Source organism: Pseudomonas sp. R38(2017) (assembly GCF_002112395.1).
Classification (GTDB): Bacteria; Pseudomonadota; Gammaproteobacteria; order Pseudomonadales; family Pseudomonadaceae; genus Aquipseudomonas.
In genome coordinates this window covers 35487-47791 of the sequence record NZ_NEHN01000010.1, presented here as the reverse complement: position 1 = coordinate 47791, position 12305 = coordinate 35487, and the positions used below count along the sequence as shown (strand labels likewise).

The 12305-nt window shown below is 60.0% G+C and carries 13 protein-coding genes and 1 tRNA gene; 8 read left to right on the top strand and 6 right to left on the bottom strand.

Translation table 11 applies throughout. The annotated features are described in order from the left end of the window. Positions 1-59: 59 nt before the first annotated feature. Positions 60-509, top strand: a complete 450-nt coding sequence (locus CAF87_RS23470; RefSeq protein ID WP_085733291.1) for a hypothetical protein — start codon at positions 60-62, stop codon at positions 507-509. Between the two features lie 43 nt (positions 510-552). Here the strand turns inward: CAF87_RS23470 and CAF87_RS23465 are convergent, their stop codons facing one another. From CAF87_RS23465 to CAF87_RS23445, 5 genes are all read right to left on the bottom strand, one after another. Then, complete coding sequence (locus tag CAF87_RS23465; RefSeq protein ID WP_085733290.1) at positions 553-864, bottom strand: hypothetical protein; 312 nt, start codon at positions 862-864, stop codon at positions 553-555. Between the two features lie 136 nt (positions 865-1000). Further along, positions 1001-1076: transfer RNA gene (locus tag CAF87_RS23460), tRNA-Phe, on the bottom strand. Between the two features lie 103 nt (positions 1077-1179). Next, entirely contained in the window at positions 1180-1452 is a 273-nt protein-coding gene (locus CAF87_RS23455) for an oxidative damage protection protein (RefSeq protein WP_085712761.1), read from the bottom strand. Next, entirely contained in the window at positions 1449-2516 is a 1068-nt protein-coding gene (gene mutY / locus CAF87_RS23450) for an A/G-specific adenine glycosylase (protein WP_085733289.1), read from the bottom strand. Before mutY ends, CAF87_RS23455 begins: the two co-directional genes overlap by 4 nt. Beyond that, positions 2513-4744: an AsmA family protein gene (locus CAF87_RS23445; protein ID WP_085733288.1), complete on the bottom strand. Its 2232-nt coding sequence runs from the start codon at positions 4742-4744 to the stop codon at positions 2513-2515. The genes mutY and CAF87_RS23445 overlap by 4 nt, the downstream gene beginning before the upstream one ends. Before the next feature lie 354 nt (positions 4745-5098). Between CAF87_RS23445 and CAF87_RS23440 the strand changes: the two genes are divergently transcribed. The 7 genes from CAF87_RS23440 (at position 5099) to CAF87_RS23410 (ending at position 10908) form a co-directional block, all read left to right on the top strand. Next, positions 5099-6763, top strand: coding sequence for an OFA family MFS transporter (locus tag CAF87_RS23440; RefSeq protein ID WP_085733287.1), 1665 nt, complete (start codon positions 5099-5101; stop codon positions 6761-6763). Between the two features lie 263 nt (positions 6764-7026). Beyond that, positions 7027-7620 (top strand): imidazoleglycerol-phosphate dehydratase HisB, encoded by a 594-nt coding sequence (hisB, locus tag CAF87_RS23435; protein WP_039764670.1) that lies wholly within the window; start codon positions 7027-7029, stop codon positions 7618-7620. Then, positions 7620-8258: an imidazole glycerol phosphate synthase subunit HisH gene (hisH, locus tag CAF87_RS23430; protein WP_085712765.1), complete on the top strand. Its 639-nt coding sequence runs from the start codon at positions 7620-7622 to the stop codon at positions 8256-8258. Before hisB ends, hisH begins: the two co-directional genes overlap by 1 nt. Beyond that, complete coding sequence (locus CAF87_RS23425; RefSeq protein WP_085733286.1) at positions 8259-8516, top strand: DUF2164 domain-containing protein; 258 nt, start codon at positions 8259-8261, stop codon at positions 8514-8516. 42 nt (positions 8517-8558) lie between these two features. After that, the gene (gene hisA / locus CAF87_RS23420) at positions 8559-9296 is read left to right on the top strand and encodes a 1-(5-phosphoribosyl)-5-[(5-phosphoribosylamino)methylideneamino]imidazole-4-carboxamide isomerase (protein WP_085733285.1); all 738 of its coding nucleotides are present in this window, start codon (positions 8559-8561) and stop codon (positions 9294-9296) included. 9 nt (positions 9297-9305) lie between these two features. Next, positions 9306-10076 carry an imidazole glycerol phosphate synthase subunit HisF gene (hisF, locus tag CAF87_RS23415; protein WP_007897430.1) on the top strand — a complete coding sequence of 257 codons (771 nt, stop codon included), beginning with the start codon at positions 9306-9308 and terminating at the stop codon, positions 10074-10076. Between the two features lie 76 nt (positions 10077-10152). Further along, positions 10153-10908 (top strand): ABC transporter substrate-binding protein, encoded by a 756-nt coding sequence (locus CAF87_RS23410; protein ID WP_085733284.1) that lies wholly within the window; start codon positions 10153-10155, stop codon positions 10906-10908. Here CAF87_RS23410 and CAF87_RS23405 read toward each other — a convergent pair. After that, on the bottom strand, positions 10889-12277 hold the full coding sequence (locus CAF87_RS23405; protein ID WP_085733283.1) for a Vps62-related protein: 1389 nt from the start codon (positions 12275-12277) through the stop codon (positions 10889-10891). The genes CAF87_RS23410 and CAF87_RS23405 overlap by 20 nt on opposite strands. Positions 12278-12305: the final 28 nt, after the last annotated feature.

The window sequence follows — 12305 nt, the reverse complement described above, 5'->3', positions numbered from 1 at the left end:
ATCGCAAAATCTAAACAGGAGTAACGATTGGGTTCTGCGAGAACCCGGGAGTACTCATCATGAAACGCGTCACTTCACTCATGTTGCCCGTCGCCGCTGTGGCGATTCTGATGTTCCCGCTCATGGCGCAGGCCACGAGTGCCGAGCCTATCGAAAGCGCCGGCGTGCAAGTCCAGCAGCAACAGCAGAACGGGATCAATTATCTGTCCGGCGGGATTGGCCTGGACGAGTCTCGGGCCATTCAACAGTCCACCGGTTACAACCTGCATATGACTTTCGCCGTCGGTGCGCAAAATCTGTACACCTCGGACGTTGATCTGGTTGTCCAGAAGGCGACGGGGCAGCCTGTACTGAATCTGAGTCAGATCGGACCGCTGGTTTATGCACAGTTGCCACCAGGCAAATACACCGTGGTTGCCACGCGCAATGGCGAGGTGCGCCGGGACGTTGCCAATGTCGGCAGCGGCGCAGCCAGCAATCTGGTGTTTCATTGGGACTGGCATCAATAGCTTCGGCCAGGACGGGATTCGCCCTGAATCCCGTCCTTCACGATTACTTGCGCGCTTTCAGGTAGATACGTAACCCGAACAACGAAATCGCCAGCAGCAACAGCGTGCCAAGGCTTTGCCATATCACTTCGAACCAGTATTTGTGCGGTTGCAGGTCGCGCAGCCAAGTGTTGCGCGGGCCTCGATTGTTCGTCGTGATCGAACCTGTGATCAGGCTGTCGATGATCATGTAGAGGGACGCGCCGATGGCGAACGTGATCAACACCCCGACAAGAAGGGTCAGCCAGAATGAAGTCCGGCTCTGCCGATAAGGTGGCGGATAGGGCAGGGGGACGCGGGTGCGTTTCTGGTTCATCGACGTGATGACCCTCTTCCGTAAGGGGCGGGCAAAGAACCGCGAATGGCGGCCTGCAAGAAGCGCGTAATTCAGCCATCATCAAATCGCAGGCATAAAAAAACCCTGAATCTTGCGATTCAGGGTTTTCGGTATTTGGTGCCCAGAGACGGAATCGAACCGCCGACACGGGGATTTTCAATCCCCTGCTCTACCGACTGAGCTATCTGGGCAACGGGGCGCATTAAAAGGGTTTTTCGGATTTACGTCAACGACTTTTTTAAAATTTCTTAAATTAATTCCGTCGCTTACGATCAGACCCCCGATTTCCGCTGATTATTCCGCTGGCGGAACGTAGCCTTCGGCCTGGGCGTATTCCTCGCCGGAGAAGTACTTGTCCATTTCGCCCTGCAGATATTTGCGGTCTTCGGCGTTCATCATGTTCAGGCGTTTTTCGTTGATCAGCAGGGTCTGGTGTTTCTGCCAGTCGGCCCAGGCCTTGGCCGAGACGTGTTCGAAGATGTCCTGGCCCTTGGCGCCCGGGTACGGTGGGCGCTCCAGACCTTCGAGTTGTTCTTTGTACTTGCGGCACATTACGGTGCGGGTCATGTCGACTCTCCTGCATTCAAGACGGCGGCCGCGCGTTCGAGCAAGGTCTTGACCGGGGCGGCGAGGCCCAGGCGCGGCGGGGTGGCGAGGTTATACCAGAGCCAGTCGGCCTCGGCCACGTGACCGCCGGCTTCCTGCACCTGGACCAGCCAGGGTTCGATGGACAGCTGGAAGTGGCTGAATGTGTGGACGAGGCTCGGCAGCGCCTGCTGCTCGCCCAGTTCCAGCGAGTGCTGTGCGGCGAGGTGTTGCAGGTCGTCGAGGTCGTCGAGCTCCGGCAGGCTCCACAAACCGCCCCACAATCCGCTGGACGGGCGGCGATAAAGCAGAATCGCGCCATCCTCGTTGGCCAGTAGCGGCATCAGCGTGCGTTTCTGCGGGATGGCCTTGCGTGGCTTTGGAATCGGGTAACGGGTCTCCAGGCCAAGCAGGTGCGCTTCGCAACCCTTTTTCAGCGGGCACAGCAGGCAGCTCGGTTTGCTGCGGGTGCACAGCGTGGCGCCCAGATCCATCATCGCCTGGGTGTAGGCGTTGACCCGATCCTGCGGCGTGAAGCGCTCTGCGTTGGCCCACAGCTGTTTGGCGACCTTCGGCTCGCCCGGATAGCCTTCTTGCGCTGTAAAACGCGCCAGCACCCGTTTGACGTTGCCGTCGAGGATCGGCGCGCGCAGGCCCATGCTGATGCTGGCAATCGCGCCGGCGGTAGACAGGCCGATGCCCGGCAAGTCCGTGAGCTTCTCGACATCCCGGGGAAATTCGCCGCCGTACTGGCTGACGACGATCTTCGCGGTCTTCTGCAAATTGCGCGCGCGAGTGTAGTAACCCAGGCCCGTCCACAGGTGCAGCACTTCGTCCTCCGGGGCTTCGGCCAGGGCCTCGACCGTCGGCAGCGCGGCCATGAACCGGTCGAAGTAATTGAGCACGGTGCTGACCTGGGTCTGCTGCAACATGATCTCGGACACCCACACCCGATACGGGTTGATGTTCTGTTGCCAGGGCAAATCATGGCGGCCGTGGCGGTCGAACCATTCCAGTACCGCCGTGGAAAACTGCTCCGCTCTCATCGCTTGAACAGCCCCTTCAATGCGTTTTTCAGTTCCGGGCTGACTTTGTCGCCCAGTTTTTCGTCGATTTTTTCACTGAGCTTGTCGCCGGCCATTTTGGTCGCGACCTGGCCCAGGCGCTCGTTGTCTACGCGGCAGGCCTTGGCGCCCAGTTCCAGCGGGCCACGGCAGCGCAGCGGCCATTCGATGCCGACGAACTTCTCGCCGACCTGGCAGGCCGGGTCCGGCATGGCGCTGGTGTCGCCTTCGACGATGATGCCGACGCGATAGTCCATGCCCAGCACTTTCAGGTCGATGTCGCCGTCGCCGTTGACGGTCATGCCCGGGATGCGCACTTTCAGATCCGGGTTGTTGGCCACGCCGTTGCGGAAGGTCAGGTTGCCCTTGAGCTCCTGGAACGGCGTGTCCTTGCCGCGCGGTTCGCCGCTCAGGGATTTGCGGTTGAGGGTGGCGATGCCTTTGCACAGTTGCTGTTCAAGGTTGGCATTGAGCAGCACGCCGTTGTTGATCACGAAACTGGCGTTGCCGTTGAGGGTGTCGATCAGTGCCTGTTGGCTGTTGCCGCTGCCGGTGACGGTACTGGTGAGGTTCACCAGGCCTTTGACCGGTGGGTTCTTGCCTTGGCTTTCGAGGATTTTTTCCACCGGCACCCGGTTGATCCGGGTTTGCAGATTCAGCACTGGTGTCGTCTGGCGCACGTCCAGCGTGCCCTTGGCTTCGAAGTCGCCGTTGTACAACTCGCCGCGAAGGTTCTCCAGGGTCAGCAGGCCGCCCTGGCCGGAGGCTTTCAGTGCAGCGTTCTGGATCGGCAACTTATCGAGGGTCAACTGGCCGAAGGTCAGGTCGGCGTTCACGTCCAGTTTGCTCAGGCGCTCCACCGGGAACAGGCGCTCGGTGCTCCAGGCGCTTTTGCTCGGTTTGTCCGGCAGCGGAGTGCTGCCGGCGCCGGCCATGGCATCGGCTTCGGTGCTGGCGACTTCGGTCTGCCGCGCCTGGGTGGCGCTGGCGGCTTTTTCCGATTTCGGCGGCAGGTAGCGGTCAACGTTGAAGGTGTCAGCCTTGAGGATCGCTCGCAGCGATTGCTTGGCGAAGTCTTCGACGGCGATGCGACCGCTGAAGCTGCTGTCGTCGAGTTTCAGGTTGATGTTGTCCAGCGCCAGGCTGGTCGGTGTGGCGGCGACACGGCTGACCAGTTCGACCTTGCTCAGGTTGCCTTCGGCCATGGCCGGCAGGGTCTGGCCGATGCTGTCGACGAACTTGGCCAGATCGAACTGGGCGATGGAAATCGCACCAGTGATCTGCGGGGTCTTGTCCAGATCGTTGGCCTTCAGTTCGCCCAGTGCGCGCAACTGGTTGGCGGAGATCTTGATCCCGGTCCATTCGGCGACGTTCGCGGCCTTGTCGAGCAACATCTGCCCTTGGGCGGAGAACGTCATGGCTTTGCCTTGCAGCGGGTCGCCGGTCAGTTCGCCGGACAGCTTAAGATCTTCGAACTTGTAGCGTTGCAGGGCGCGCTCGATGCGCAGTTCGCCATTGAGCTCGGTGCGCACCCGCAGCACGGGCTGATTGGTGCTGAGGAACGCCGTGGCTTTCAGCGGAATGTTGGTCGAATCGTGCACCGCACCGGTGCTCAGCTGGATGCTTTCGGCGCTGAACTGTTTGCCGGTCTGCTCATCGTTGTATTCAACCCGGGCGTTGTTGACCGTCAGGCTGTCGATGTCGAGGCGGATCGGCTGCGGCGGCTTTTCCGGCTGGGCAGGCGTTTCGGCGACCGGTTCGCCGGCGGTAGCTGGCGGGGTGCTGCCCGGCGCAGGGGCGGCAGTCGGCAGCTTGCCGATGTCTTCCCAGTTGCCGTGGCCGTTCTTGTCGCGGTTCAGACGCAGGTTCAGGCCTTCGACGCGCACGTCGCTCATCTGCACTTCGCGGCGCAGCAGCGGCAGCACGCGCACCGACAGACCGAGCATCTGCAGATCGGCATACGGCTCGTCAGGCTTGATCAGGGTGGCGACGCTGGCCTCGTGCAATTCCAGGCCGAGCCACGGGAACAGGCTCCAGCCGATATCGCCATTGAGCGTCAGCTCGATGTGGGCCTTGTCGCGGGCTATCTGGCGGATCTCGTTTTTGTAGTCGTTGGGATCGAAGAAGTGGGTCAGGGCGAAGCCCGCCGCCACAATGATCAGCAACAGCCCGAGAATTACCAGACCCAGGATTTTGCCGAACGCTTTCATGGGCGAGTCCTTGTAGTTAGTCGAATTCGTAATTTAGCCGGGGAGTATAGCGCTGCCTGACCCCTTGCTGGTGCGGTGTCCTGAGGAGCCTCTTGAACCGCGGCGTGCAGCGCTTCGACAACGGTCGGCGGGAGGGTTCCCCGGTGATATGAGATCAGATGACTCGAAAAAGGTGATATCAGTTTGGTTTTTCTGTCACGTGCAGATGGTAACCTTCGCCCGTTCGTCCGTCCCTCTGCGACTTTTGGTCGCGCTTCAAGGAGCTCCACCCACTAACACGGTCATGCCTGCGTGCATAAAGGCCGGGGGTGAGCAGTGGCTGACGAACACATACTAATAATTGGGGGATACACAATGAGCACAAGCATCACGGCGGACGGCCTCAGCGCCGCCCAGCCTGCATTCCTGTCCAAGGAACGCATCATCGCCAAACCCGGTTTCAACCGCTGGCTGGTACCACCGGCCGCTCTGGCCATCCACTTGTGCATCGGCATGGCCTACGGTTTCTCGGTGTTCTGGCTGCCGCTGTCCAAGGCACTCGGCATCACCGCGCCGGTGGCTTGCGCGCCGGACATGAGCTTCATCGCACAGGTTTTCTCGTCGCAATGCGACTGGCCGATCTCCATGCTCGGCTGGATCTACACCCTGTTCTTCATCTTCCTCGGCTGCTCGGCAGCGATCTGGGGCGGCTGGCTCGAACACGCAGGGCCACGCAAGGCCGGCGTTGTATCGGCACTGTGCTGGTGCGGCGGTCTGCTGATTTCTGCGCTGGGGATCTATACCCACCAGATCTGGCTGATGTGGATCGGCTCCGGCGTGATCGGTGGTATCGGTCTGGGCCTGGGCTACATCTCGCCGGTCTCGACCCTGATCAAGTGGTTCCCGGACAAGCGTGGCATGGCCACCGGCATGGCGATCATGGGCTTCGGTGGTGGCGCGATGGTCGGTGCTCCACTGGCAACTGCTCTGATGAGCCATTTCGCTTCGCCGACTGGCGTGGGCGTATGGCAGAGCTTCGTGGCCATGGCCGCGATCTATTTCGTGTTCATGATCGGTGGTGCACTGGCTTACCGCGTGCCGCCAACCGGCTGGAAGCCTGAGGGCTGGACCGCTCCGGCGAAGAAAGCCTCGAATGCGATGATCACCCACCGTCACGTTCACGTGAATGTGGCGTGGAAAACCCCGCAATTCCGTCTGGTGTGGCTGGTGCTGTGCCTGAACGTGTCCGCCGGTATCGGCATCCTCGGCATGGCTTCGCCACTGTTGCAGGAAGTGTTCGGTGGAAAATTGATCGGTGTCGATCTGCCGTTCGGTCAGCTGGACGCCGGGCAACTGGCCTCGATCGCAGCGATTGCGGCCGGTTTCACCGGTCTGCTGAGCCTGTTCAACATCGGCGGTCGTTTCTTCTGGGCGTCGTTCTCGGACTATCTGGGCCGCAAGAACACTTACTTCGTGTTCTTTGCACTGGGTTTTGCGCTGTACGCGTTGATCCCGAACCTCGGTCACCTGGGCAACGTTGCGCTGTTCGTGGCGGCGTTTTGCATCATCCTGTCGATGTACGGCGGTGGTTTTGCAACCGTTCCGGCCTATCTGGCGGACCTGTTCGGCACGCAAATGGTCGGCGCGATCCACGGTCGTCTGCTGACCGCCTGGGCCGCCGCTGGCGTGCTGGGTCCGGTGCTGGTGAACTACCTGCGTGAGTATCAGTTGAGCATCGGTGTTGAACGCGCCGCTGCTTACGACATCACCCTGTACATCCTCGCCGGCCTGCTGGTGCTGGGTTTCCTGTGCAACCTGCTGGTGCGCCCGGTAGCGGACAAGTACTTCATGACCGACGCCGAACTGGCCGCCGAGCAGGCGCTGGGCCACGACAAGGGTGCTGACAGCAGCACTGTGCTGGAGTGGAAAGCCGCGCCGGGCAGCAAGCCGCTGGCAATCGCTGCGTGGCTGGTGGTAGGGATTCCGTTGGCGTGGGGTGTGTGGGTGACCCTGCAGAAGACGGCGGTGCTGTTCCACTAAGTAAAACGTCGTAACCCTGTGGGAGCGAGCCTGCTCGCGATAGCGGTCTGACAGTCGACAGTGATGTTGAATGTGCGGCCCTCATCGCGGGCAAGCTCGCTCCCACAGTTGTTTTGGGCTGTATGAAATGGCTTGTATGGACATGTCTATCCCCGACAGTACGGGCTTCTATCCGTCTGCCATATCACGTCTCGTGTTTCTGTTTCGGCCCCGCGCCCCTATAATGGCTGCCTTTTTCGCCCAATGATTTTGCGGAGCTGGTGATGGCCGAACGTAAGGCGTCTGTCGAGCGCGACACTCTGGAAACCCAGATCAAAGCCTCGATCAACCTTGATGGCACCGGAAAGGCCCGATTCGATATCGGTGTTCCTTTTCTTGAGCACATGCTGGATCAGATCGCCCGTCACGGGTTGATCGACCTGGATATCCAATGCAAGGGCGATCTGCATATCGACGACCACCATACCGTGGAAGACGTCGGTATCACCCTTGGCCAGGCCTTCGCGCAAGCCATCGGCGACAAGAAAGGCATCCGTCGCTACGGCCACGCCTACGTGCCGCTCGATGAAGCGCTGTCGCGCGTAGTGATCGACTTCTCCGGCCGTCCTGGCCTGCAGATGCACGTGCCGTACACCCGCGCCACCGTCGGCGGTTTCGACGTCGACCTGTTCCAGGAATTCTTCCAGGGCTTCGTCAACCACGCGCTGGTCAGCCTGCACATCGACAACCTGCGCGGCACCAACACCCACCACCAGATCGAAACTGTGTTCAAGGCTTTCGGCCGCGCACTGCGCATGGCCGTCGAACTGGACGAGCGCATGGCCGGCCAGATGCCTTCGACCAAGGGCGTGCTGTAATGCAGACGGTTGCAGTCATCGATTACGGCATGGGCAACCTGCACTCGGTGGCCAAGGCCCTCGAGCACGTCGGCGCCGGCAAGGTGTTGATCACCAGCGATGCGGACGTGATCCGCGAAGCCGACCGCGTGGTTTTCCCCGGCGTCGGCGCGATTCGCGATTGCATGGCGGAGATCCGTCGCCTCGGTTTCGACTCGCTGGTACGCGAAGTCAGCCAGGATCGCCCGTTCCTCGGCATCTGCGTTGGCATGCAAGCCTTGCTCGACACCAGCGAAGAAAACGACGGCGTGGATTGCATCGGCCTGTTCCCGGGCGCGGTGAAGTTCTTCGGCAAAGACCTGCATGAAGACGGCGAGCACCTTAAAGTCCCGCACATGGGCTGGAACGAAGTGAAGCAGTCGGTGGATCACCCGCTGTGGCACAACATTCCGGACCTGGCGCGTTTCTACTTCGTGCACAGCTACTACATCGCCGCCGGTAATCCGCGCCAAGTGGTCGGCAGCGGTCATTACGGTGTCGATTTCGCCGCAGCGCTGGCCGAAGGTTCGCGTTTCGCCGTGCAGTTTCACCCGGAGAAGAGCCATACCCATGGCCTGCAATTGCTGCAGAACTTCGCGGCGTGGGACGGTCGCTGGTAAATGGCCACCAAGAAAAAACCGCCGATCCTGACCCTCACGCCCGAGCAGGAAAGCGATGCAAATCGCAAGATCCAGCGGTTCATGGAGGATCGTTTCGAACTGGACCTGGGTTCGTTCGAGGCGGCGGAAATTCTTGAGCTGTTTACCCGCGAAATTGCTCCGCACTATTACAACAGGGCGATTTTCGATGTGCAGACCCAGCTCAAGGAGCGGTTTGAAAGCATCGAAAGCGACCTGTGGGCGCTCGAGAAAAACTGATTTCCGAGCCAAGCTGAACATTCAAATTTGAAGGTTTGCCAGATGCTGATTATTCCCGCTATCGATCTTAAAGACGGTGCCTGCGTACGTCTGCGCCAGGGCCGCATGGAAGATTCCACAGTGTTCTCCGATGACCCGGTGAGCATGGCTGCCAAGTGGGTGGAGGGCGGTTGCCGTCGTCTGCATCTGGTCGATCTGAATGGCGCTTTCGAAGGTCAGCCGGTCAACGGCGAAGTGGTGACAGCGATTGCCAAGCGCTACCCGACCCTGCCGATCCAGATCGGCGGCGGTATTCGTTCGCTGGAAACCATCGAGCACTACGTCAAGGCCGGCGTGAGCTACGTGATCATCGGCACCAAGGCTGTGAAGAATCCGGCGTTCGTCGCTGAAGCCTGCCGCGCCTTCCCGGGCAAGATCATCGTCGGTCTGGATGCCAAGGACGGTTTTGTCGCCACCGATGGCTGGGCTGAAATCAGCACTGTGCAGGTCATCGACCTGGCCAAGCAATTCGAAGCCGACGGCGTGTCCTCGATCGTTTATACCGACATCGCCAAAGACGGCATGATGCAGGGCTGCAACGTACCGTTCACTGCTGCTCTGGCTGCTGCCACGAAGATCCCGGTGATCGCTTCCGGCGGCATTCACAACCTGGGTGACATCAAGTCGCTGCTTGACGCCAAGGCGCCAGGCATCATCGGCGCCATCACCGGCCGGGCGATCTACGAAGGCACCCTCGACGTCGCCGAAGCGCAAGCTTTCTGCGATTCGTATCAAGGCTGAGGACTGACCATGGCGCTGGCCAAACGCATCATCCCTTGCCTGGACGTGGACAACGGCCGGGTCGTCAAAGGTGTGAAGTTCGAGAACATCCGTGACGCCGGCGACCCGGTGGAAATCGCCCGTCGCTACGACGAGCAGGGTGCCGACGAGATTACCTTTCTCGATATCACCGCCAGCGTCGATGGCCGTGACACCACGCTGCACACCGTCGAACGCATGGCCAGTCAGGTGTTCATTCCGCTGACCGTCGGCGGTGGCGTGCGCACCGTGCAGGACATTCGCAACCTGCTCAACGCCGGTGCGGACAAGGTGTCGATCAACACCGCTGCCGTGTTCAACCCGGAATTCGTCGGCGAAGCGGCGCAGCATTTCGGCTCGCAATGCATCGTCGTCGCCATCGACGCGAAGAAGGTCTCGGGACCTGGCGAAACCCCGCGCTGGGAGATCTTCACTCACGGCGGTCGCAAACCGACCGGCCTCGACGCGGTCGAGTGGGCGAAGAAAATGGAAGGCCTGGGTGCCGGTGAAATCCTCCTGACCAGCATGGATCAGGACGGCATGAAAAACGGCTTTGACCTCGGCGTGACGCGCGCCATCAGCGATGCGCTGGGCATTCCGGTGATCGCTTCCGGCGGCGTCGGCAACCTGCAACATCTGGCTGACGGCATTCTTGAAGGTCACGCCAGCGCAGTACTGGCAGCGAGTATTTTCCACTTCGGCGAATACACGGTTCAGGAAGCCAAGGCTTACATGGCTCACCGCGGCATCGTAATGCGTTAAACAACCATACAGGCCAGTGGACAGCATGGCGTACCCAAGGCACTCTTGGGCACGCCATGGATTTCGGTAGCCCGACATGATCAAACGCCTGCTTCTCGCTCTCGCCAGTGCCTCCGTGTTGTTGATCAACGCTGGCCACGCCGAAGAAAGTCCCGACACCGATCTGGTGCTCCTCACCGAAAACTTCCCGCCGTACAACATGGCGAAGAACGGCAAGAATTTCGCTCAAGACGAAAACATCAACGGCATCGCCACTGACATCGTGCGCGAGATGTTCAAGCGTGCCGGCATCACTTACAGCCTGACCCTGCGCTTTCCTTGGGAGCGGGTCTACAAGCTGGCACTGGAGAATCCTGGTTATGGCGCGTTCGTCATGGCGCGCCTGCCGGATCGCGAGACGCTGTTCAAGTGGGTCGGCCCCATCGGCCCGGATGACTGGGTCATGCTGGCCAAGGCCGACAGCAAGATCACCCTCGAAACCCTGAATGACGCACGCAAATACAAGATCGGTGCCTACAAGGGCGATGCGATTGCCGAGACTCTGACCAAGCAGGGCCTGAAACCGGTGGTAGTTTTGCGTGATCAGGACAACGCCAAAAAGCTTGTCAGCGGCCAGATCGACCTGTGGGCCACCGGCGATCCTGCCGGGCGTTATCTGGCACGGCAGGATGGCGTGACCGGCTTGAAAACCGTGCTTCGCTTCAACAGCGCCGAGCTGTATCTGGCGCTGAACAAGGATGTGCCGGACGAGGCCGTTGCGAAGTTGCAGGCTGCGCTCGATCAGATGCGCAAGGACGGCGTGGTCGACGAGATCATGGGACGATATTTGTAACAGTGGGCTCCTCACCCATCGGCTGCGAGACGGTATCGACATTGTTGCTTTCGCTGTCTGAACGGCTTTCGCTTGCTTGCGGCTCTTGCGCCAGTTGTGGAGTGAAAATCAACGTGCTATCGGTTTCTGGCGGATATTCGGTCAGATACAGGCTTTCGTCATCGGTGTAACCGATGCTGACCGCCACTGGCGTACCATCCGCACGTTTCAGCGTGTAAAAGCTCTGTATTTGATAGATCGCCACGGCCTTGCTTTTGGCTGCCATGGCGACGATGTCCAATGGGCGAGAATCATTCCAGCCGCTGGAAGATTTCTCGGAGTAAGTGAAGTCCTTGTACAAATGAGCCGAGAACCTGATGGGCCGGACGCCGCTCGCCCCCTTCTCCGACCACACCGTCGCAATTTCGATAGAGCTGAGGCGGCTGAAAATGTGCAGCATCTGTGCATTTTGAGCCCGGAGTGCTCGCCACTTGAAAGGTCGCGGTTGGTCACTGGTGTTGTGTCCATGTCCCACCAGCACATATTGATCCGTCCGCTCCAGACGGTAGAAAGGGGATGTACGCAACTGCTCGCCTGGAGGCAAGTGATCGGTCACGGCGAACCAGGGAATGCGAACAGTTTGAGTGAGTTTGGAGGGTTCCAGTTCTGAAGGTGCTTCATACCCCGATAGCTTTGGAGCCTCGGGGGCTGATGCTGACTGGCGAGGGATCTGCATCCGTAATGCGTAAGCGGCGGATGTAGCGGGTCTGGAATGGCTCTGGACACCGAAAAACGTCCCCGGTGCAAAGTAGATTTCACCTGCGGCAGCCTGCGGAGGATCAATATTCCAGGCGCTGAAATTCTGCCTGGCGCCACTGCCTTTATCGTTCCAGATCAGGCCGCCGATCCCTGTGGCAATGACCAGGTCTTCCCGGACACAGCGGACCGCATTGAGTAATGGCTTGTCACGACCGTTGGAACAGACAAGCCCCATGGCCACGTAGCCGGCAGGAGGGATCGGGCGCCATACCGTGCAGTCGGCGGCGGCGCCGGAGTTGGAGTCTCTCCAGACTCTTTCATAGTCTGTGGGCGGGCTGAGTGCCCTGCCTTGGGAAGCATCCTCGCTTTGCGGCTCGCCTTCGCAGACGACAGCCATGATTCTGTTTCCATTGACATTGTCGTATCCGGTCACCGCCAGATCCCCCAGAGGAAAATATCCTGGCAGCAGATCAGGGGCGGGGGTCGGGCGCCAGAAACTACCGACAGAGGAGCCCGAGCCCCGACTGTCCCATATCCTGTGAAACTCGCTGGTGAAATTGATCAGCAGATTGCCGAACTTTATCGATTCCATTTGCCCGGCCGGAAATGTGGTGCTGTCGTTGCTAGTCATAGTCAGTCCTGAAGTTTGAAAGGCGACT